At 38.2% G+C, this 20,904-nt stretch carries 22 protein-coding genes and 1 tRNA gene; 13 read left to right on the top strand and 10 right to left on the bottom strand.

Annotated elements, in window-relative coordinates; genetic code table 11:
- Positions 1 to 95: 95 nt before the first annotated feature.
- The 5 genes from mtlD to galE all read right to left on the bottom strand — a co-directional run bounded on the left by mtlD (position 96) and on the right by galE (position 6,181).
- Complete coding sequence (gene mtlD / locus I593_RS12340; RefSeq protein WP_016167908.1) at positions 96 to 2,237, bottom strand: bifunctional mannitol-1-phosphate dehydrogenase/phosphatase; 2,142 nt, start codon at positions 2,235 to 2,237, stop codon at positions 96 to 98.
- A gap of 261 nt (positions 2,238 to 2,498) precedes the next feature.
- Positions 2,499 to 2,735: a hypothetical protein gene (locus tag I593_RS12335; protein ID WP_016167907.1), complete on the bottom strand. Its 237-nt coding sequence runs from the start codon at positions 2,733 to 2,735 to the stop codon at positions 2,499 to 2,501.
- A 336-nt stretch (positions 2,736 to 3,071) separates the two neighbouring features.
- Positions 3,072 to 3,148: transfer RNA gene (locus I593_RS12330), tRNA-Met, on the bottom strand.
- Between the two features lie 503 nt (positions 3,149 to 3,651).
- Positions 3,652 to 5,046: a class II fumarate hydratase gene (gene fumC, locus I593_RS12325; RefSeq protein WP_016167906.1), complete on the bottom strand. Its 1,395-nt coding sequence runs from the start codon at positions 5,044 to 5,046 to the stop codon at positions 3,652 to 3,654.
- Between the two features lie 130 nt (positions 5,047 to 5,176).
- Positions 5,177 to 6,181 carry a UDP-glucose 4-epimerase GalE gene (galE, locus tag I593_RS12320; RefSeq protein WP_016167905.1) on the bottom strand — a complete coding sequence of 335 codons (1,005 nt, stop codon included), beginning with the start codon at positions 6,179 to 6,181 and terminating at the stop codon, positions 5,177 to 5,179.
- A 71-nt stretch (positions 6,182 to 6,252) separates the two neighbouring features.
- On the opposite strand from galE, the gene tusD reads away from it, so the two are divergent.
- From tusD to I593_RS12300, 4 genes are read left to right on the top strand one after another with little or no spacing between them, the layout of a single operon-like run.
- Positions 6,253 to 6,621 carry a sulfurtransferase complex subunit TusD gene (gene tusD, locus I593_RS12315; protein WP_016167904.1) on the top strand — a complete coding sequence of 123 codons (369 nt, stop codon included), beginning with the start codon at positions 6,253 to 6,255 and terminating at the stop codon, positions 6,619 to 6,621.
- 44 nt (positions 6,622 to 6,665) lie between these two features.
- Positions 6,666 to 7,016 carry a hypothetical protein gene (locus tag I593_RS12310; protein ID WP_016167903.1) on the top strand — a complete coding sequence of 117 codons (351 nt, stop codon included), beginning with the start codon at positions 6,666 to 6,668 and terminating at the stop codon, positions 7,014 to 7,016.
- A gap of 16 nt (positions 7,017 to 7,032) precedes the next feature.
- The gene (locus tag I593_RS12305; RefSeq protein WP_016167902.1) at positions 7,033 to 7,317 is read left to right on the top strand and encodes a DsrH/TusB family sulfur metabolism protein; all 285 of its coding nucleotides are present in this window, start codon (positions 7,033 to 7,035) and stop codon (positions 7,315 to 7,317) included.
- A 19-nt stretch (positions 7,318 to 7,336) separates the two neighbouring features.
- A complete protein-coding gene (locus tag I593_RS12300; RefSeq protein ID WP_026440998.1) occupies positions 7,337 to 7,648 on the top strand; it encodes a TusE/DsrC/DsvC family sulfur relay protein in 312 nt (103 codons plus the stop codon).
- Positions 7,649 to 7,658: 10 nt separating this feature from the next.
- Here I593_RS12300 and I593_RS12295 read toward each other — a convergent pair whose 3' ends face one another.
- Positions 7,659 to 8,150: a winged helix-turn-helix transcriptional regulator gene (locus tag I593_RS12295; RefSeq protein WP_016167900.1), complete on the bottom strand. Its 492-nt coding sequence runs from the start codon at positions 8,148 to 8,150 to the stop codon at positions 7,659 to 7,661.
- A gap of 255 nt (positions 8,151 to 8,405) precedes the next feature.
- The gene (locus tag I593_RS12290) at positions 8,406 to 8,750 is read right to left on the bottom strand and encodes an immunity protein Imm33 domain-containing protein (protein WP_016167899.1); all 345 of its coding nucleotides are present in this window, start codon (positions 8,748 to 8,750) and stop codon (positions 8,406 to 8,408) included.
- 141 nt (positions 8,751 to 8,891) lie between these two features.
- Here I593_RS12290 and I593_RS12285 point away from each other — a divergent pair, with 141 nt between their 5' ends.
- From I593_RS12285 to accC, 5 genes are all read left to right on the top strand, one after another.
- Positions 8,892 to 9,488 (top strand): LexA family protein, encoded by a 597-nt coding sequence (locus tag I593_RS12285; RefSeq protein ID WP_016167898.1) that lies wholly within the window; start codon positions 8,892 to 8,894, stop codon positions 9,486 to 9,488.
- Positions 9,489 to 9,497: 9 nt separating this feature from the next.
- Positions 9,498 to 10,826 carry a Y-family DNA polymerase gene (locus I593_RS12280; protein WP_016167897.1) on the top strand — a complete coding sequence of 443 codons (1,329 nt, stop codon included), beginning with the start codon at positions 9,498 to 9,500 and terminating at the stop codon, positions 10,824 to 10,826.
- 238 nt (positions 10,827 to 11,064) lie between these two features.
- The gene (gene aroQ, locus I593_RS12275) at positions 11,065 to 11,514 is read left to right on the top strand and encodes a type II 3-dehydroquinate dehydratase (RefSeq protein ID WP_016167896.1); all 450 of its coding nucleotides are present in this window, start codon (positions 11,065 to 11,067) and stop codon (positions 11,512 to 11,514) included.
- A gap of 22 nt (positions 11,515 to 11,536) precedes the next feature.
- Positions 11,537 to 11,959 carry an acetyl-CoA carboxylase biotin carboxyl carrier protein gene (accB, locus tag I593_RS12270; RefSeq protein WP_016167895.1) on the top strand — a complete coding sequence of 141 codons (423 nt, stop codon included), beginning with the start codon at positions 11,537 to 11,539 and terminating at the stop codon, positions 11,957 to 11,959.
- Between the two features lie 17 nt (positions 11,960 to 11,976).
- Entirely contained in the window at positions 11,977 to 13,347 is a 1,371-nt protein-coding gene (gene accC, locus I593_RS12265; RefSeq protein ID WP_016167894.1) for an acetyl-CoA carboxylase biotin carboxylase subunit, read from the top strand.
- 88 nt (positions 13,348 to 13,435) lie between these two features.
- On the opposite strand, the gene I593_RS12260 is transcribed toward accC, so the two are convergent.
- The gene (locus I593_RS12260) at positions 13,436 to 13,936 is read right to left on the bottom strand and encodes a hypothetical protein (RefSeq protein WP_016167893.1); all 501 of its coding nucleotides are present in this window, start codon (positions 13,934 to 13,936) and stop codon (positions 13,436 to 13,438) included.
- A 233-nt stretch (positions 13,937 to 14,169) separates the two neighbouring features.
- Here I593_RS12260 and I593_RS12255 point away from each other — a divergent pair, with 233 nt between their 5' ends.
- The gene (locus I593_RS12255; protein WP_016167892.1) at positions 14,170 to 15,600 is read left to right on the top strand and encodes a GGDEF domain-containing protein; all 1,431 of its coding nucleotides are present in this window, start codon (positions 14,170 to 14,172) and stop codon (positions 15,598 to 15,600) included.
- 32 nt (positions 15,601 to 15,632) lie between these two features.
- Complete coding sequence (locus I593_RS12250; protein ID WP_016167891.1) at positions 15,633 to 17,123, top strand: amidase; 1,491 nt, start codon at positions 15,633 to 15,635, stop codon at positions 17,121 to 17,123.
- Here I593_RS12250 and I593_RS12245 read toward each other — a convergent pair.
- Positions 17,113 to 18,291, bottom strand: a complete 1,179-nt coding sequence (locus I593_RS12245) for an MFS transporter (protein ID WP_016167890.1) — start codon at positions 18,289 to 18,291, stop codon at positions 17,113 to 17,115. The two genes, I593_RS12250 and I593_RS12245, sit on opposite strands and share 11 nt — an antisense overlap.
- Before the next feature lie 451 nt (positions 18,292 to 18,742).
- On the opposite strand from I593_RS12245, the gene I593_RS12235 reads away from it, so the two are divergent.
- Both I593_RS12235 and I593_RS12230 read left to right on the top strand, forming a co-directional pair.
- Positions 18,743 to 19,908, top strand: a protein-coding gene (locus I593_RS12235) for an IS3-like element ISAba22 family transposase (RefSeq protein ID WP_085944217.1) whose coding sequence is annotated in 2 segments (ribosomal slippage) — positions 18,743 to 19,001 and positions 19,001 to 19,908 — 1,167 coding nt in all. Because the reading frame shifts where the segments join, the coding sequence is not laid out codon by codon here.
- A 79-nt stretch (positions 19,909 to 19,987) separates the two neighbouring features.
- Positions 19,988 to 20,530: an SHOCT domain-containing protein gene (locus I593_RS12230; RefSeq protein WP_016167889.1), complete on the top strand. Its 543-nt coding sequence runs from the start codon at positions 19,988 to 19,990 to the stop codon at positions 20,528 to 20,530.
- Between the two features lie 163 nt (positions 20,531 to 20,693).
- Here the strand turns inward: I593_RS12230 and I593_RS20125 are convergent.
- Positions 20,694 to 20,904 (bottom strand): IS3 family transposase (locus I593_RS20125; protein ID WP_016166319.1); only part of this gene is annotated, 211 nt, incomplete at its 5' end.

The raw sequence follows: 20,904 nt of genomic DNA, 5'->3' as shown, positions 1-20,904 counted from the left end.
CTTTAAACTGCAAAGTGATATTAAAACACGTTCTTTGCCAGACTCATGCAAGGCAAAGTTTATAAATATTCAACTTGTACTGAAAATGATTCAAATTATGCACAAACAGCAGATGTATCACTTAAATGAATTGAAATTCGTTTAGGATCAAACTGATCGGGATGCTGAAGTAGATCTGCTAAACCACGCTTTAATTGCATCAGTAACGCTTGTTGCTGTGGAATGCTAAGTAACATCTTTTCTACTTCATTTTGCATCGTACTCATCACATCATCTATAGCTATCTGATCATGCAAAATGGCATAGCCATAACCCAATACTGCACCCGCAATCAATTGGTCATATGCTTGTCCACTCAAGATTTGCTGCCGAATAGAAGATAAAACCCGTTCGCCTGACTCCAGTTTGCGTAAAGGATCTCGCGCTACCCTTGAACAAGGGTCTTTAAAGGCAAATTTACAAGAGTCGATAAAACTTTGCGCTAAGCGGTTTAAGTCTGCTTCCCAATGCGGTAGTTGCAGCAATAAACCCTGCTTAACTTGTGCTAAGAGTTGCTGACTAAACTGCTGTAGCTGTACATCCCCCATAGCGATACCGATCGTCTCATGCCCCAATAGGCTGGCATACCACGCCATCATGGCATGGGTTCCATTCCACATACGGTTCTTAATCAACTGAATCTCGGAAATATCATCGACCAAAACCATTTGTCGCATTTTACTCAGTAAAGGGCTTTGGTTTTCCACATAAATTGGCATATCCAACTCTGCATGAAACAGAATTAAATCCATACTCTGTAAAATATGACTCGGTTGGAAATTACGGCGCAAATCTTCAATATACACAGCAGCTTGATGCTCTTGGGTCGAATCCAACTGAAGACTTTCATCTAGATCTGTATTTTCAGTTTCGACTTCTTCCTGAAACTGTTTAAAAATGTTGTATTTAATTTTCAGTTGACGATATAGATTTTTCTGACTTAGCTTCGACACCATACGGTTGACTACGGTATCGCAAAAATAATGTTGTTGTAGAATCTGCTCGGTAATAGCCACACTGGTTAATTCATTTAAGGCTTGTCGTAAATAATCAAGGAAAAGTTGTTTGGCGTTGACCTTGTTCAAGATAATCAAAAAGGTCAGCGGTTCTTTAGCTTGACCTGCTTGATGTGTATGGCGCTCATACAATCCTTTAGCAATCATCTTTACTTCATGTACTAAGGCATTTTCAGGTAAACACACAGCAATCAAACTAGATTCAACATACATGTCCGACATTTGTGCTTCATCATCTGCATCAATCACAGTCATATTTTGAATTGACTCATCATAGGAGATTTGTCCATAGCGAATGCAGTAACCACCAAAAGCGTTTACCGCCTCACAAAACAAAGCATTGCGCGTCGAAGCTAAGATACGCTTAGGTCGCGTGTAGCCATCCCAATGCGACAAGATTTGTGCCAAATAACCACCACCAATTGCCCCAAAGCCATGAATACCCACAGTCAATTGATTCAACGTTTGCGGAAAGGGCTCTTGCAACTGTGGCAAATCCTGTTTTGCGGTAAAACCATCTAAATCTGCCAAACAGTCATACATACACTGATAATAATAATTCGCTTTGGCTCGCATATTGGCATTTGCGGGTTTAATATCTTTCAATAAAACCGTAATACCTTTGGCTTCAAATGCTGAAGTCACGCCATTTTCCGAATCTTCAAACATTAAACAATGTTCAGGGTTAAGATTCAGCTTTTCCGCTGCCGTCAGAAAAATTTCAGGATGAGGCTTACCTTTCTCCACCTCATCACCACACACCACGACATCAAAGAACTTATACACATTGGCATTAATCAGATATTCTTCAGCAATCGCACGGCGACTAGACGTTGCAACTGCCATACGCAAACCTGACTTTCTTAAGCGTTCCAAAACTTGAACCAATCCTTTTTTAATAGGAACGCCACAGCTTCGTACAGATTCCAACTCCAATTCATCGGCACGTTTACGGATTTCAGCATAAGGAATATCTGCTCCATAAGTTTCCTGTGCCAAAGCTTGTGCCGTTTTGGCACTTAAGCCTAAACATGCCATTAAATATTCATTGGAAAATGATTGCCCAATCAGTTCTTGAGATGCCTGTTTCAATGTTTGAAACCGAAGACGTTCAGTATCAAACATTGTTCCATCCATATCAAAAATTGCACCCAGTATCACATCATCATGAAATTTCAGCATTTATGCTCCTCAAATTATTGTTATGTACAGCTTTTAGCCTAATCAAAAACACAATAGCTGAGTAAAAATGACACGATATGAAATAATTTTGATTAAAATTTACTCACAATAACCAACAATTCCTTATTTTTTGTTTTATTTGTTTAGATCTAGGTAATCTTATGTAATCAAAGTATACATCTTGGGATTTTTAAAACACTGAAAATAAAAAACCTACCCCCAAAATAAGGTAGGTTAAATACTTAAAGACTAACTCTAAATTTAGTTTTTCATTAAAAATGTTAACTCTTCATCATCATGTGTAATTTTAACTCTAACACCGCGATAGGAGCGCTTATCAGGGTCTAGCGCTGAATTAATGACTTCGTCAGCAAACTTTTGATCTGCCATAAATTTTGCATAGAGCTTATATCCAATCCGAATTTTCTTAATTTTTTTGCCTTTCGCTTCGTACTTATCTAAAGTTTGGTCTAAAATTTCTAAACTTAAATCATCCACGTATTTATCCTCTATTGTTCTACTATATGCCTTGCTTACTTGTACCTGAATTTACATCAAATAACCAGTTATAAAAAACCTAACCTATGATGAAACAGCTCTATGCTAAACAACTTAGTCATTAATAAGTAACGAAATAATAATTTCCTGTTTCGGGTTTATCATTATTCTTCAAATATTCAAAGCGTGGTTATATGCTTTTCTTATGGTTTTCTTTTTCAACCCACTATTGATCATACATGTATTTTTGGATATTTCATCCAAAGTCCAAATCAAATAGACATAAAAAAACCCAATCTAGGAAGACTGGGCTATAAACTTTGAATCTTTTCTCGTTGGTAGCGGGAGCTGGATTTGAACCAACGACCTTCGGGTTATGAGCCCGACGAGCTACCAGACTGCTCCATCCCGCATCAACGAGTTGACTTTATACGCCCTAATGCGCTATAAAGCAAACTTTATTTATAATTTAATCATCTGTAATAAAAGTAAGCTCATATTCATTATGAACACTTCTAATGTTTATTACACAATAACTACGCTTATCTGGATCTAAAGCTTAATTATCTAGCTCATCTGCAAACTTAGGATTACCTATTAATTTGTCATATAACTAATACGTATTTTTTAATTTTTCTTTCATTTTTATCCAGTATTTCGTCTAAAAAATACAAACTAATCTCACCTGCAAATTACTAGGCAAATCAGCCACCCTGTTCTTGATTGCCATTTTAGCTATAATTTTTGACAAAACAACCAATATAAATCATTTTAAAAACAATAATTTAAATCAAATTAGACGATATAACAAATATATATCGAGCATAGGTCATCATCAGCGGTAAAAATCTAATGCGTATTGTACGCACTTATGCAACAGATAAAAACCGCTGATCTCATTTCGATTTACAGAAGCTTATTTTACGTTCGGCGAAACCATATTTTCTGGTCGAACCACTGCATCAAATTGCTCTTCGGTCACCAATTGAAGTTCAACAGCCACCTGCTTAAGGGTTTTACCTTCCTTATAAGCAGTTTTAGCTACTTTTGCCGCATTCTCATAGCCAATCACAGGGTTCAATGCCGTTACTAACATTAATGAATTATGTAGGAAATAATCAATTTTCTCTCGGTTTGGCTCAATTCCGACCGCACAATGCTCATTAAAACTATTACATGCATCACCCAACAATTGAATAGATTGCAATAAGTTATAGGCAATCACAGGCATAAATACATTCAGTTCAAAATTCCCTGAAGCACCTGCAACGTTAATGGTTGTATCATTGCCCAACACCTGTGCAACCACCATGGTCATCGCTTCGCTTTGGGTTGGATTCACTTTACCAGGCATGATACTTGAACCTGGTTCATTTTCAGGAATACGAATTTCACCAAAACCGCAACGTGGGCCACTGGCCAACCAACGAATATCATTCGCAATTTTATTCAGACTTGCTGCCAGTGTTTTTAATGCGCCTGATGCAAACACCGCTGCATCACGCCCAGCGAGTGCTTCAAATTTATTTGGCGCTGTAACAAAAGGAAGTCCGGTAAGCTGAGATAGTTGCTCAGCTGCTTTTTCCGCATAATCAGGATGAGCATTTAACCCTGTTCCGACAGCCGTTCCTCCTAAAGGCAACTCATATAAGCCTGACAATGCCTGATGTAAACGTTTTAAACCATGATCTAGCTGAGATACATAACCACTAAACTCTTGGCCCAAAGTTAACGGCGTTGCATCTTGTAAATGAGTACGCCCAATTTTCACAATATCATGAAATTCTTGTGCTTTAGCATCTAAGGTGTTTCGCAATTGTGTTACTGCGGGAATCAATAGTTCATTAATTTGCAGACTCGCTGCAACATGTATTGCGGTTGGGAATGAATCATTAGTCGATTGTGCACGGTTGACGTGGTCATTCGGATGTACAGGTTTTTGTGCACCTAAAGGATTACCCAACTTCTGATTGGCAATGTTAGCAATCACCTCATTACAGTTCATGTTGCTTTGCGTACCTGAGCCTGTTTGCCACACCACTAATGGGAACTGGCTATCCCATTGCCCCTGAATCACTTCTTCTGCTGCATCGACGATATAGTGTGCTAATTCTTGTGGAATTTGATTCAGATCCGAATTGGTCAATGCGGCAGCTTTTTTTACAAGCCCCATCGCTCGAATCATTGGTCGAGGTAAACGCTCGCCACCAATTTTAAAGTTCTGCAAACTCCGTTGAGTCTGTGCCCCCCACATTGCATCTGCGGGAACTTCAACTTCACCCATGGTGTCATGTTCAATACGTGTATACATGTTTACCTCTATCTTCTTTATCTATCTATGATCTTTTTTACTTATTCAGGTTGAATAGTGTTGTTATTTTAATGTAATGATACGATTGAGTAAACGATAATAGTTATCGTTTACTCTGGCTTTGATTCATTTAGGTGCGTAGCGTATTCTGGTAAAAACGCCACTCATCTTCCAACATCTGGGTCAAACTACGTTTTGCTTTCCAGCCTAAAAATCTTTCGGCTTTCTCAGTATTTGCTCCAACCTGATCTAACTCTTGACCAATCAAGTAGTTGGTTTTCATGGTTTTGATTTCAGCCCCTGTTACTTGGGCAATCTGTTGCAATAAACTTTGAATCGAATAATTTTCACCTGTGATATTAAACGCTTCACAAGTATGCTGTTGAGTATATAGCCATTTCAGAGCGGCAATAACCGCATCACAACTATCCAAAACGTGTACAAATCCACGCTCTACAGTACCATCCGCGGTTTTTGCCTGTTTATGTAAATCAATATATTCGCGCTGTCGAGCAGCAACTTGCATGGCTAACGGCACAATATTTTTCGGCAACGGTTGTACAAACTCACCTAGAACACCATGTTCAAACGCACCGACTACATTACCCAGTCTTAGAATGGCAATATTCCATTCTTCATCGGTCTTAAAAGTGTCACGTATGATTTCTTCAATCATTTGTTGAGACTTAATATACGGATTGGGGTATGCATAGTTAAATGGCATATCTTCTTTCAGATCCAGACTCGATTCACCATATACCGCCAAACTCGACAAATGAACCAAATGTCGCACGCCTGTTCGTTGCATGGCACGCATTAAACTCATAATACTACTGACATTGTCATTGTAATACTCAAGTGGCTTTAACACCGACTCTTGCAAAGATTTGAACCCAGCCGTATGTACAACAGCATTGACTGTATATTGCTCAAAGACCTTATTCAAAGCAGGCGTGTTGCGAATATCCAGCTTTGCAAATGGAACGTACATCCCAGAGATGTACTCCAGTCTTTCCAAGGTCTGTAGATTGGCATTGGACAAATTATCTACAATAATGACTTCCTGCCCCTGAGCCATTAAGCTAAGAGCGACATGCGAGCCTATAAAGCCTAATCCACCAGTTACTAAAATCATTGTATACTACCTATTTCTTATGAAGTCTGGACGTTCCAAGTTTCGATTGGTACAGCCTTTAAGTGAATTCCATGAGTACATTACTGTTAATTACCTCTGCTCCTACATCTATTCATGCTTGGCATGCACTCGGGCTTGCGCAAGCGTTACATACACAGCAAGAAGCATTCCGTGTTTTCTTTTATCAAGACGGAGTTTCCGTAGCCAACGCCCTGCAATGGGTGCCCGATGACCAACGAAACCTCACGACAGAGTGGCAGAAACTTGGCATTCGCTTACCTGTTTGTGTAAGTGCAGCTTTGGCAAGGGGTATCACAGATGAAGAAAATGCAAAAAGACACAATATTGACCAACATAACTTAGCGCATGGCTTTGAATTGGTCGGTTTAGGTGAACTTGCCGATGCCGTACAATCCACTGAACGTCTAATTCAATTTTAAGTGGTTATTTTTGGCGAATTTGTTGCATTTAAAAGGTAAATTGTGTGAAAACTGTACTCGTGATATTAACCCAAGCCAACCTAACCAGCTTACACGTGCATGAAAGCCTTGCTGCGACTATGGTTTTAGCGACATTCGGCTGTGAAGTCAAGGTTTTACTCGTGAACGCCGCGCTCAGTCTATTACAAGCGGAACAACAGTTTGACAGCGTCAAACATGCCTTTAAACTGGCATCTAATATGGTTGATAGCTTTGAATTTTACGACCTCACCCCAGTTTTGGTCGAAAGTGTGAATCAAGACCACCCTTTTGTGGTTCAGTCCCAACAAGAAATTGAGTTTGTTGAGCTAAATACTGAGTTTTTACAAACTTTTGATCACGTTTTATATTGGTAACGGATGAATATTTTTTATGCTAACAGCTACACTTTATTTAATTCAATCAGATTATTCATCCGCAGAGGCTAAACTCACTCAATTACAATCGCTGTTACATAGCAGTGATAGCGTTGTGTTAATGGGTGATGCTGTACTTCATGCTCATCATGCAGCTTTAGCTCCGATTTTACAGTTGTACGTCCTCGATACAGATGCTTCTTTATTAAGCCATCCTGAACCAGCACAATTAAAAGTAATTTCTTATTCTGAATTTGCCGACATTTGCTTAGCACATACACGCTGTATGACCATTAAATAATAGGTTTGGAAATATCATGATGAATCTAGAACTCGATCAAGATGGTCATTTGGTCGATTACACCCTCTGGACACCTGAAGTCGCTCAAGAGCTTGCAAATAGTCTTGAGCTTGAATTAACCGACTGGCATTTAAATATTCTGCATGCTGTGCGTCAATTTTACCAGCAATTTGGGCATTCACCTGCAACCCGTCCGCTCATTAAATTTTTAATGAAAAGCGTTAGCCCAGATATTAACAATGCCATGCTGCAAGAGAAATTTAACACGGGTCTTGTTGCCCGACATTTAAGTCGCCTCGCAGGTGTTCCCAAACCAGCCAATTGTTTATAAAAACGAAAGCTTAAGCCTGTTGTATCGGCACAGCAGGTCGAGCTTCAGCATGAAATGGATGATGACGAAACAGGGGCTTAACCTGACGAGCATGTAGGGGCTCTCCGCACTCAGAACACACGGTAATCGCAGTAAAGACTTTACCGCATTGTTTATGCATAAGCTGCATAGGCTTACCTGTACCATCATCCATCCATTTATCAGCCCACGTCACCATACTCATCAGTACAGGATAAAGCTCCAGACCTTTTTCAGTTAAGCAATACTCGAAACGCTGCTGTCGCTCAGTATAAGGTCTTTTTTCTAAAATTTGATGGTCAACCAAACGCTTTAAACGGTCAGCCAAGACATGCCGGGTGACCCCCAATTGCTGTTGAAAATCATCAAAACGGCGCATACCCATAAATGCATTACGTAGAACCAATAATGTCCATCGATCTCCAATGATCGATAAGGCTCGTGCAATCGAACATGGTTGCTCGCCAATTTCATCCCATTTCATAGATTTCGTTATTCCAACTGTTCTTTTTCAAAAGTATCGGATTGTGGCAATTTTGACAATATTGCGGTCTGAATCTATAGCAGCAATAAAAAAAGCCATGTTATTCACATGGCTATTAAGAGGTACAAACAACAACTAGGGAAGTAGTTGCTGGTTAACGGGCACTCCCCCATTTAACACAGCTATTGTGATCGTATTTAACGTATCATTTCCCGTCATTTTCATGTCATTTCCAGACAAATTTAAGCAATTTACTTAAACTTCATCCCCTTCTTTCCAGACATCTTCATATTCTTCACGATCAATCATAAAGCGGTAGCCGTGCTCCAATGCCAAATATGGCAGAACTTCTGGCAACAGTTTATCCAGCTCTTTGACGGACACCGTTTGGAAGAAATCTTCACTGTCGTCATGTTCGCCTGCATAAATAAACCATGTGACATCCTCCCCTGCTTCTGGCTTGTTACGAATGCCCACAATTGGTTCTTGATTTAAAGACGCGACTGCAACGGCAATCACATCATTTTCATGCACTGCAATATACTTTGAGCCATATTCTTCACATACCAGTTTTTGTTCAGTGATTAAATCCATATCCATTGTGGATACCAAATGTAATGATTGATGTTCCGCAGTTTAGAACCAAGCGCCATTTGTCTCAAGTCATCCCCACACAAAATATACTGTCGCAGGTTGTATTTTTCTGTTAATCTTGATTTTGTAACTTTATCAAGGTGGATTATGAGCGAATCAAACAAAGCCTCTCATGGTGGCAAACGTGCGAATGCAGGACGTAAATCACAATACACTGAAAAAACGGTTGTCATGCGTGTTCCTGAATCTAAAGTCATGGCTATTAAAGAATGGCTGAAACCTGTGCCTGAAGATGACCGTCAAAATAATATTCAACTGAACCCAATTCATTTACAAACTGAATTGGCAATTCCATCTCCACTCGAATCTGTCGCAGCAGGTTTTCCTTCTCCCGCCCAAGACTACATAGAAGATTATATCGACCTAAATAAGTATTTGGTTAAAAACCCAGCCAGCACTTTTGTTTTACGCGTGAATTCTTTGTCTATGAAAAATGCAGGGATTGATGCAGGAGACCAAATTCTCATTGACCGTAAATTAAATGCAGAACATGGCGATATTGTATTAGCTCTCATCAACAACGAATTTACGATTAAACGCTTTATGCAAGATAAGCATACAGACAATGGTTTTAAGTTTTGGCTAAAAGCAGAAAACCCCGACTATCCAGACATCTACCCGCGTGGCGAGGAAAATATTGCTATTTGGGGTGTCGTTATCTGCATTTTAAAAAAGCTCAAATAAGTGACTATTATGGACAAGCTTTATCATCAAGAATTATTCGCGTTGATTGACATCAACAACTGTTATGTCAGTTGTGAACGCGTATTTAACCCAAAATTGAATGATAAGCCTGTAGTCGTGCTCAGCAATAACGATGGCTGTGTCATTTCACGTAGCAATGAAGCCAAGGCCCTGAATATTTCTATGGCAGTACCTTGGCATGAGATTGAACGAGATGCGCTAAAAGCTGGTGTACAAGTCCTTTCAAGTAACTATCCACTTTATGCCGATATGTCACGTCGTTTTTTTGAGATTTTAGGTGAGCACTTTAATGATCATGATCTTGAACCCTACTCGATTGATGAATGCTTTATACGGCTCACGAGCTACGCACAACTTTTCGATATCGAACAATATTGTCGAGAACTTGTGAAAAAAATTGCGCAATGGCTTGGTTTACCGTGCTGTATTGGAATTGGTTATTCAAAAACTCAGGCAAAACTTGCAAACCATTTTGCCAAGAAACGAAAGAGCTTTAATCAGGTCTGTTTTTTGCCCACATTGGACTTATGTAGTCTTGAAGGACTGCTACTCGAAACACCTGTAGAGGAAGTTTGGGGTATTGGACGAAAAATCAGTAAAAAATTACAGCATTATGCAATTCATAATAGCTTTGACTTAACTTTTGCCAATGAACATTACCTCAGTAAAGAGTTTTCTGTCCTGATTGCACGTACAATTCGTGAACTAAAAGGTCAGTCCTGCATTGCATTAGATGATCCGACATTACCAGCAAAAAACATTCTTTCCTCTCGTAGTTTTGCCAAAGCACTGTCACAAAAAGAGATCATAAAACAGGCAATGATTTTCCATGTCAATCGTGTTCATAAACGCCTGATGCAACAACAACAACTCTGCGCCTGTATCCATGTTTCTTTGTATGAAAAAGTACCTAAGTCACCCCATAAAAAGAGCCATTCACATGCCATAGGCTTACAATATGCTAGTGATGATCTCTTAATTTTAAACAAAGCTGCTCTACAGCAAATTGATGTTTTATTTGAAGAAAATAAGAAATATGTGAAAGTTGCTGTCATGCTTTCTGCGCTACATCCAAAAAGCCAGCATATCGATGACTTATGGCAACCGATCCACTTGATTCAACAACGCGAAGAACTGATGAAAACTTTGTACAAAATGAAACATCGTTATGGTTCCGACTGCATCCAGATTGGTTATCAATCCAGCAGCACGGCATGGAAGATGAAACAGCTACATCGTTCGCCACGTTACACCACATGTTGGAATGAAATGTTGACCATTGATGATTCTCTATTCAGCCAAAAACCTTGCAAATGACGCTTTTTGGTCAATTTGGGCTTTAAAAGAAAATAACTGCTCTATTGTAAATTTTGTCATTTTTTAACATTGCCAATTATCAGCAAAGTTCGCAATATATGACCCAAGTTCTGGTACTTGCTTTCTACAACAATTCAAAGAAAAAAACAAAAGACTTGTAGGAAATTATGCCATAATAAGCAAACTTTGCAGACATCTTGCAAAGCATTATTGCAAACTTAAAATTGGAGCACGCTGAATGAGTTCGACCATTTTGGTCATTCATGGACCGAATTTAAACTTATTAGGAAAACGAGAACCTGAAGTATACGGTCATCTCACCCTAGAGGATATCAATCAGCAGCTCATCTCTCAAGCGCAAAAAGCATCAACATCTCTCGATACATTCCAAAGTAATTGGGAAGGTGCCATTGTCGACCGAATTCATCAAGCGCAACAAGAAGGCGTACAGTTTATTATCATCAACCCTGCTGCTTTGACACATACTTCCGTTGCAGTGCGTGATGCCCTTCTTGGCGTGGCAATACCGTTTATTGAAGTGCATTTGTCGAATGTTCATGCCCGTGAAGCATTTAGACATCACTCTTATCTTTCCGATAAAGCCGTGGGTGTAATTTGCGGTTTGGGTGCAAAAGGCTATGCTGCTGCACTCGATTATGCCCTCGAAAAAATTCAACCATCTAAGTAATCATAATCAGGAATACTGTCTCATGGATATTCGTAAAATCAAGAAACTCATCGATTTGATGATTGAATCTGACTTACAAGCGATCGAAGTTAAAGAAGGTGATCAATCGATTGCATTGACTCGTCGTAGTCCAGTCGTTGCTGCAGGAATTGCAGCAATGCCAGCTCCATCAGCAGAAATTCCATCTGCACCGAAATCTTCACCACGTGGTGCTGTTGAAACTTCACCAATGGTTGGTGTGTTCTATGCTGCTCCAAGCCCAGGCGAAGCACCATTCATTAAAGTAGGTCAAACTGTAACTGCTGGTGAAACACTAGGTATCATCGAAGCAATGAAAATCATGAACCCAATTGAGGCGACTCAAAGCGGCGTGATTGAAGAAATTCTTGTGAAAAACGGTGAAGTGATCCAATTCGGTCAACCATTATTCCGCTATCGCGCATAACACCACGGGGACTTACAATGTTGCAAAAAGTTCTAATTGCAAACCGAGGTGAAATCGCTTTACGTATCACCCGTGCTTGCAAAACCTTAGGAATCAAAACCGTTGGTATCTATTCTGATGCCGACAAAGACCTAATGCATTTACGTTTTTGTGATGAAGCGGTCTGCATTGGCCCAGGAGCGAGTAGCGAGAGCTATTTAAATATTCCTGCAATTATTACTGCTGCAGAAATTACAGGTGCAGATGCCATTCACCCTGGTTATGGCTTCTTATCTGAAAATGCTGAGTTTGCTGAAATTGTAGAAACCTCTGGTTTTATTTTTATTGGTCCACGTCCTGAGCATATTCGCTTGATGGGGAACAAAGTATCTGCAATTACCGCTATGCGTAAAGCAGGTGTGCCTACCGTTCCTGGTTCTGCGAATGCTGTAACACCACAAAATGCCCTTGCTGAAGCAAAAGAAATTGGCTTTCCACTCATTGTGAAAGCAGCTTCAGGTGGTGGTGGTCGTGGTATGCGTATTGTAGAACGTGTAGATACACTACTTGAGTCTGTACAAGCAGCTCAACGTGACGCAGAAATGTGGTTTGGTGATGACACGGTTTATATGGAACGCTTCCTACAAAAGCCACGTCACGTCGAAATCCAAGTTCTGGGCGATGGTAATGGTCATGCAATCCACTTATTTGATCGTGACTGTTCTTTACAACGTCGCCACCAAAAAGTATTGGAAGAAGCACCTGCACCAAACTTACCAGAACAAGCACGTGCAGACATTTTAGAAGCATGTGTAAATGCATGTAAGATGATGCAATACCGCGGTGCAGGTACATTTGAGTTCTTATTTGAAGATGGTGAATTCTTCTTTATCGAGATGAACACCCGTGTTCAAGTTGAGCATCCTGTTACTGAAATGGTTACAGGGATCGACATTATTGAGCAACAATTACGTATTGCCGCAGGTCTTGGACTTGAAATTGCTCAAGAAGATGTAGAGTGTAAAGGTCACGCGATGGAATGTCGTATCAATGCAGAAGATCCTTCTACATTTATGCCATCTCCAGGTAAAATCGAGCATTTTTATGCGCCAGGTGGTGCGGGTATTCGCCTAGACTCACACATTTATCAGGGTTATAGCATTCCGCCTTACTACGATTCAATGATCGCCAAGCTGATTGCACATGGCAAAGATCGTGAAACGTGTATCGCTCGTATGCGCCAAGCCTTAGATGAAATGATCCTGACTGGAATTAAAACCAATATTCCTTTGCACAAAGATCTAATTCTACAAGATAAAAACTTCTGCAAACACGCCATGGATATTCACTATCTAGAAAAGCATTTGTTGAAGCAACTTGAAGGTCAAGCAGAGAAAGTGGCTTCTTAATTCTTGTTCTTGCTCTAAAAAAGCCAGTCAATTGACTGGCTTTTTTGATTTATGTAATCGCATTTTTCTACATTAAAGTATGTTCACTTCACGGCAAAACGCGGCGCAAAGTCGCAAAACATTGCCCTGCTTTTTCATTATTACAGAAATTAATGGTCGTCGGATTTTTCCATTGCACAAAATACTGAGAAATTTCACCTGACTGGTCTTGTTTATATCCAGAGCAGTCTGCTTCGTTGTTATCGTATTTCACCTGTAACATTAACACAGGCAGTTGAGCTGCAATGTCTTTCGAAGCCTGATAATCATAGATTCCTGTAGACCATTCTTGACCACTTTTAATGAAGACATCGTTATTACTTTTAAAATTATAGTATTCAATACATTTTTTATTATTAGGAATTTCCATCCCCCACAAACCTACAATTTCAGGTCGCGTCATAATACGAATTGTATTGGCACCACGATCTGCCTCATCTTGAGCATTTTGCGTTGCAGTGGAACTTTCATTTGCCATGCTCATTGCTGAACATAACATTAAGACCACTGTAAGATATGCTTTTTTCATATAGTTAATCAGCCATTGCATCCCTGCAAATACGTTATCATATTTTTAAGCAAAACCATCACTTATAACCATTTCACTACAATCTATTTGTATAAAAAGATGCGCTTTTACCATCTAGTACTAGCACTTCCTTCTTGGAAATCTATAGAATGATTTCCAACAGCTTTTAAAATCAAAGCGAATATTGAGTATACTTTTATTTTCTTCAATTAGTAGAAAATCATAACGCTTAAATTAAGGATGATTATTTGTAAATGCAAATCAGACAACTTATAACTCCTTCAATTCAACAACAATCTTATGCTTTTTTAATAATCGCAACCGTCATTTTTGCTTGCTGTTTAATCGGTATATTTACACGTCCAATCACGTTTTTAGCCTTATTATGGCCTGCTAATCCTGTGTTATTAGGATTATTTTTGCGATTTCCAAAACTTAATAGTTTTGGCGGTTGGTTGGGTGCCATTACTGCTTATGCTATTGCAGATTTGATTACAGGTAATTCAATTGAACTTACACTTTATTTAACTATATCGAACTTAATTAGTGTCTCCATCCCTTTAATTCTGGTTCATTTCACAAAACTAAATTATCGTGACTATAATAAGGGCTTAAGCTTTCTATATTTATTCGCCATGTGTACTTTGGGTGGTTGTCTGCTAAGTGCTATTTTTGCAGTTCAAACGATCACACACCTACCAAACAGCTTTATGTCTCCAGAACGTTTTTGGACTGAATTTGGGATGTGGTGGACAGGAGAAGTTTTTAACTTTGTGACGTTTCTCCCCTTAATTCTTACATTCCCCACAAGAAAAGAAAGTCAACAATGGATTTTTGAACTCTTTACTGAACCACTAAAAACCAGTGATATTCTACCTTTTATCGCTATCATCATTTCAGTCGCTTTCACACACATTTTTTTTGGCCCAGGTTCATTACTTTATCCCCTAGCAGCCTTAATTTGGGCCGCACTAAGTTATAGATTATTTTCTGTTGCATTTATTAATAGTGTCGTCTGCATAGTGACCTATCATAGCTTAACCTATTTTTACTTATCATCTTCATCTGATGCTTTTTTAAGCACGACCATATCTATCCGTATTGGGTTATGCATGCTGGGAATTGCCCCTCTCATTCTGTGCGCCATCAGCCAAAATCGTCAGAAACTTTATCGTCAAGTTCTCGACTATGCCAATCATGATAGTTTAACAAATACATTGAATCGACGATATTTTCTGGAACAAAGTCAATTATTTATTCAAGATTTCCAGAATAAATCTGTAAGCATTCTTATGATAGATATTGATCACTTTAAGCAAATGAATGATCGATATGGTCATCATGTAGGTGATTTAGTTCTACAAGAGTTCGCAAAATTAGTAAAACAAAAAATTGGTTTTGATGACTTATTCGCACGTATTGGCGGTGAAGAATTCACTGTGTTAACGTTGAATACATCACTCGAAGATACAATTCAGTTAGCTGAACGCATTCACCATACCATCGAAACCGCTATTCTAAATATTGAAAATCAGTTTCAAATTCAGATGACCATCAGCATTGGGATTGCACATCAAGCCTTACCTTTATCTGGAACATTGCAACAACTGATTGTTCAAGCAGACCAAGCCCTTTATAGTGCAAAAGCCCAAGGAAGAAATCAGATTATTATTTCAACTAAATGAGTATAAGACAGTAAATCTGGAGTAAAACAATAATGAAGTTTTCGGAATATCAACAGTATGATGGTTTAGGATTAGCTGAACTGGTTGCTAAAAAAGAAGTTCATCCTCATGAATTATTACTTACAGCATTGTTAAGGGCTGCAGAAGTCAATCCCAGGCTCAATGCTATTACCATTCAAATGCATGATTACGCACAAAAACGTTCTCAACAATCTCTTCAAGGTCCCTTTGCTGGCGTTCCCTTTTTAGTAAAAGATTTATTTCAAGAGTTTAAAGGCTATCCGAGTACCTTTGGTAGCAAAGCATTTAAACGTGCAAATTATATTGCACAAACCAATTCTGAAATTGTCAATCGCTGGGAAAATGCAGGTATTGTGACTTTTGGCCGAACTAATACACCTGAATTTGGAATAAAAGGTATTACAGAACCAGAAGCCTGGGGAACCTGTCACAATCCATGGAATTTAAAGCACAATAGTGGCGGTTCTTCAGGTGGGTCTGCTTCTGCTGTTGCCGCCTGCATAGTGCCTCTTGCGGGTGCCGGTGACGGTGGCGGCTCAATACGTATCCCAGCTTCTTATTGTGGCTTGTTTGGTCTAAAGCCAAGCCGAGGTCGAACACCATGGGGACCCCATTTAAGTGAAGCTATGCATGGGGCAGCCATGCAACATGTGTTGACTAAATCGGTACGCGATAGTGCAGCCATGCTAGATGCTACACACGGCTCTGAACTACATTCTCTTTTTTCAATTAAAACACCAGAGCAAAGCTATCTAGATATTATTCAACGCCCACCAAAACAGCTCAAAATTGCCTATAATGTGAAATCTCCACTAGGAACTAAAGTTTCTAGTGAAGCAGAAGCAGCCATTTTACATACCACAAAGTTACTTGAATCTTTGGGACATATCGTCGTAGAGGATCAGCCACCTATCAATGGCATGTCGTTAGCGAAAGACTTTATCACCACTTGGTTTAGCCAGTTTGCTTATACCATTCAGGAAACACGGTCTCAGTTTAATATTCAAAATGATGATTTTGAACTGGATTCATTAGCTTTGGCTGCATTTGGCAAAACAACAACAGCATTACAATATATTCACAACCTTAATAATTGGGGGCAATATGCAGCGCAGATGAATCATTTTTTTGAACAATATGATTTATATCTCATTCCATCAACTGCAACAACCGCACCTAAGAATGGTGAAATTAAAACACCTATATGGCAAAAACAATTATTAAAAACTCTTCTTAAAATAAGACAAGCACATCGGCTTGCTGAAGGAAAATTTATTGAAAAAATTATTAAAGAAAATTTGAAGTGGGTACCATTTACCCAATTGGCTAACATTACAGGCTTACCAGCAATGTCTGTTCCACTTTATTGGAATAACAACCAACTTCCCTTAGGCTCACAATTTGTTGCACCATTCGGCCGAGAAGATCGACTTTTACAATTGGCACAACAATTGGAACAGGCCCAACCTTGGGTAAAAAAATATAGTCAAATTAAGATTTAAGCTCAGCTAAATGGTCTTTCTGTACTTTATTCGGCAATCCCACAACAAAGATTAAGCCTGTAAATACAGAAAGTCCTGCAATCATGAAGACATGTTCACCTGAGATTTCAGTCCAGTACTTACCCGCTAATAAACTGCCTGAAGCAACCCCTAATCCCCACATTGTGCTATAAAGTGCCTGCCCACGCCCCTGCTGTCCAGACATAAAATTTTCAAAAATAATGCGCATCGCAATCATATGAAAAAGACCAAAACTAAAAGCATGAATCGTTTGAGCAAACAACTGCATCAAAAATATATTCGGGAAAAAGCCGACGATTAACCATCGAATACCTGTGAGTATCAAACACATACTCACCAAAAAACGCCACGAGAATTTCTTAAGAAAAATATTAGCAAAAGCAAACATAATAATTTCTGCTATTACACCAATTGCCCATAAAAAACCAATTTCAGTTGTTGAATAACCAACCTGTTTAAGATAATTACTATAAAAACTATAAAAAGGCGCATGTGATAGCAACATAATAAATTCAATAATGAAAAAGGATGCGACTACTGGTTTTTTTATAATAGGTAACAGTGGTTCAAGTTTCTTCTGTGATTTAGGTGCACTTTTAGGTTCATAAATAGTAAATGACCATAGAAAAGCTAAAAATGAGATACACAGCAATAGAATGGGTAGCATAGAGATGGGTATTATTTCTAATAATGCCCCTATACAAAATACACCAGTGATAAAACCGATAGATCCCCATTTTCGAACTTTTCCATATAACTCAGCCCTTTTATCTCCCAACCAAAATAATGTAACACCCTCAAATTGCGCTAAAATTGCATTTTGGAAGAAGCTAAAAATTAACATCAGCAAAGCAATCGACTGAAAACTGTTTGGTATGAGAAAAATTAAGAACCATATACACGCTTCCATCCAAGTTGCTATTCTGACTAATAACATCCGTTTGCCAGATTTATCAGCCACCCATCCCCATATAAATGGTGCAAAAAAACGAGTAATAATAGCAATAGAAGATAAAACACCAATTTCCTGAAAATTAAAGCCTTGGTCTTCTAAATAAAGACTCCAATAAGGCATAAATGTTCCAACAATACAATAGTAAAAAAGATAGAAACCACCTAGTTTAGTCGTCATTGGAAGGGTTTGCATCAGGTCGTTTTCTCTTGTATTTACAATAGCTTAAAATTTTTTAAAGTTGTATCCCTTTGTACCTGCAGTGCTTGATTAGGAGATAAAAGGTATACAAAATAGTATACAAATCTTTTTTAAGAAAATTATTTCAAAATTTGTATACTTTAAAAAATATGCCATATTTTATCACTTTAGATGCAAGTCACCCATAGTTATAAGTATTAAGAATGGAAAATTGGCTTACTTCTACATTGAATACATGATCAAATATGGTGAACCATTTTACAAAGAATCTGGCTGGTCTCTTGGATTGAAACATCGTTTTGTAGTGCTAAGCGAAATGAGAAGTTAAGACTTTCTTTTGAATAATTTTCGAAAAAATAAATTCGTGTAATCTGTGCTATGATGTGTGCTGAAAAAACAGGAGGTTTTAACTTGGTAAACTAAACACACTCATCAGGAGTTTACCATGAGCAAGAAACACAAGACTTACACCACAGAATTTAAAGCTGAAGCCATCAAATTAATTGAAGCCAATCAAGGCAATGTCTCGGAAACAGCTAGACAACTTAGCATTTCAATGCAAACTCTTTCAAATTGGAATACCAAAGCAAAGGCTGGAACTTTAGCAGGTACAAAACAGTATTCACCTGATCTAAACGCTCTACTCGAAGAAAATAAAAAACTCAAACAACAGCTCAAAATAGCTGAAATGGAACGTGAATTTTTAAAAAAGGCAGCAGCGTACTTTGCCAAAGAAAGTCAGTAAGGTACGCCTATATGAAACAAAAAAGATATTCTTTTCCAATTACCTTAATGGCTCGATTACTTCATGTTTCAGTTTCATGTTTTTATGATTGGCTCAAGAGAGGCGTGAGCAAAAGAACGATTCAACGAAATCAACAGACGATATTGGTGAAAATAGCCCATGAGGAGACAAGGCAGAGCTATGGTTATATTCGATTAACCAAATACTTACAAGCTCAGGGCATAAAAATGAGTATGTACGCTGTACGTCAGATAAAAGCGCTGAACCACCTGTATTGTAAGCGACACAAGCGTTTTAAAAGGACTACGAATAGTGACCATAATCGAGCGATCTATGAAAACCTGCTGGAGCAACAATTCTCAATGACTAGACCAAATCAAGCATGGTCAAGTGATATTACGTACATATGGACTGTTGAAGGATGGCTGTACTTAGCAGCGGTAAAAGACCTTTACACGAAACAAGTGGTTGGCTATAGCTTAAATGAGCGCATGACAGCACAGCTTGTTTGTAATGCGCTAAATATGGCTATTCACAATCAAAAACCAACCAAAGAACTGATTGTGCATTCAGACAGAGGAAGTCAATATTGCAGCCATGAATATCGAAATATACTTGAGCAATATGGTTTTCAAGGTTCAATGAGCAAGCGCGGAGACTGTTACGATAATGCACCGATTGAAAGCTTTTGGGGAATACTGAAAAATGAGTTAGTGCATCATTACAACTATCAAACCAGAGAAGAAGCCAAAGCAGATATTATAAAATACATTGAATTATTTTATAATCATCGAAGAATTCAAAAGGGTTTGGGTTTTAAGACACCAAATCAAATGGCCGAAGACTTTTATAAGTTGGCTGCCTAGAATCTCCCAAGGGAAAGTCTCCTGATAATTCAGCGTATATCACTATGTTAATTTTAGGAAAGTTTAAAGGGGCTTTAATATGAGCAATAATAAAATTTCGAGTAGTGATTTAGTTAAAATTACTTTTTTTGTAATTTTACAGATACCTTTTATCTTTCCTATTTTATGGGGCATCATTCCATCAATTATATTACTGATCGGTTTTTTCATTTCTAAAAGGGATGCTAATATAGAAACATTAAAAAAAGCTATAAAAATATGTAAATTCTATGCTTCGTTGACAGCGATAATTGTTATTGGAGTTACAATATATATCTTTATCAATGATGAATATTATAGACAAGATCCTCTTTCTTATATCATCTTACCTATGTTTCTTTGTCTTTTTGGATTATTTTTATATCTATTATTTTTAAATTTACTTTTTTACAAACCATTGATAAATAATAGTTATTTTGTTTTCTCTTCAGAGAAAAAAACGCAATTAAATATCTTAGGTAGTGAAAACATGAAAAGTTTTTCTGTTGCAGATGAACTATTGAAATGGAAAGAATTAAAAGATCAGGGATTAATCTCTGAAGGTGAATTTGAAGAGATGAAAAAGAAGATTATAGGGTCATAAAATAATGTTAAAAATTCAGCTAAAGCTACAGTACAGCACATCCTTCAAAAGTGAGTAAAGTTTTCTTGAACTAGTAATCCTTTGAGCCATTTAAAAGCTACTTGTTGTAAATTTAAAGATGAATTTTTTAATACCAATCTTCTCATTAAGCTGAGCGTTGATCCTAGACAGTATCGTGGACAACAAATCCCTCTAAATTCTTAAAATATTTCTGTTCAAAGGCTTCTGGGCTTAACCAGCCGTTTGCGGAATGCCTTCTGACCCGATTGTAATAAATCTCAATATAGTCAAACAAGACTGTATTCGCTTCTTTTCGAGTGGCAAACACACTGCCATGGACCACATGACCTTTCAATGTATGAAAGAAGCTTTCG

The sequence above is a fragment of the Acinetobacter tandoii DSM 14970 = CIP 107469 genome (assembly GCF_000400735.1).
In the GTDB taxonomy this organism is placed as follows: Bacteria; Pseudomonadota; Gammaproteobacteria; order Pseudomonadales; family Moraxellaceae; genus Acinetobacter; species Acinetobacter tandoii.
Note: the sequence above shows the minus strand (reverse complement) of the source record. Positions and strands in the feature narration are given on the sequence as shown.

Excerpts from the sequence above, each read along its gene's own strand:
- I593_RS12255 (WP_016167892.1), top strand. The coding sequence starts at position 14,170 with ATGCAAATCAGACAACTTATAACTCCTTCAATTCAACAACAATCTTAT.
- galE (WP_016167905.1), bottom strand. The coding sequence starts at position 6,181 with ATGATTTTAGTAACTGGTGGATTAGGCTTTATAGGCTCGCATGTCGCT.
- I593_RS12300 (WP_026440998.1), top strand. The coding sequence starts at position 7,337 with ATGAATCTAGAACTCGATCAAGATGGTCATTTGGTCGATTACACCCTC.
- I593_RS12295 (WP_016167900.1), bottom strand. The coding sequence starts at position 8,150 with ATGAAATGGGATGAAATTGGCGAGCAACCATGTTCGATTGCACGAGCC.
- I593_RS12245 (WP_016167890.1), bottom strand. The coding sequence starts at position 18,291 with ATGCAAACCCTTCCAATGACGACTAAACTAGGTGGTTTCTATCTTTTT.
- I593_RS12250 (WP_016167891.1), top strand. The coding sequence starts at position 15,633 with ATGAAGTTTTCGGAATATCAACAGTATGATGGTTTAGGATTAGCTGAA.
- tusD (WP_016167904.1), top strand. The coding sequence starts at position 6,253 with ATGAGTACATTACTGTTAATTACCTCTGCTCCTACATCTATTCATGCT.
- I593_RS12290 (WP_016167899.1), bottom strand. The coding sequence starts at position 8,750 with ATGGATATGGATTTAATCACTGAACAAAAACTGGTATGTGAAGAATAT.
- I593_RS12230 (WP_016167889.1), top strand. The coding sequence starts at position 19,988 with ATGAGCAATAATAAAATTTCGAGTAGTGATTTAGTTAAAATTACTTTT.
- mtlD (WP_016167908.1), bottom strand. The coding sequence starts at position 2,237 with ATGCTGAAATTTCATGATGATGTGATACTGGGTGCAATTTTTGATATG.
- I593_RS12285 (WP_016167898.1), top strand. The coding sequence starts at position 8,892 with ATGAGCGAATCAAACAAAGCCTCTCATGGTGGCAAACGTGCGAATGCA.
- I593_RS12260 (WP_016167893.1), bottom strand. The coding sequence starts at position 13,936 with ATGCAATGGCTGATTAACTATATGAAAAAAGCATATCTTACAGTGGTC.
- aroQ (WP_016167896.1), top strand. The coding sequence starts at position 11,065 with ATGAGTTCGACCATTTTGGTCATTCATGGACCGAATTTAAACTTATTA.
- accB (WP_016167895.1), top strand. The coding sequence starts at position 11,537 with ATGGATATTCGTAAAATCAAGAAACTCATCGATTTGATGATTGAATCT.
- accC (WP_016167894.1), top strand. The coding sequence starts at position 11,977 with ATGTTGCAAAAAGTTCTAATTGCAAACCGAGGTGAAATCGCTTTACGT.
- fumC (WP_016167906.1), bottom strand. The coding sequence starts at position 5,046 with ATGTATACACGTATTGAACATGACACCATGGGTGAAGTTGAAGTTCCC.
- I593_RS12305 (WP_016167902.1), top strand. The coding sequence starts at position 7,033 with ATGCTAACAGCTACACTTTATTTAATTCAATCAGATTATTCATCCGCA.
- I593_RS12280 (WP_016167897.1), top strand. The coding sequence starts at position 9,498 with ATGGACAAGCTTTATCATCAAGAATTATTCGCGTTGATTGACATCAAC.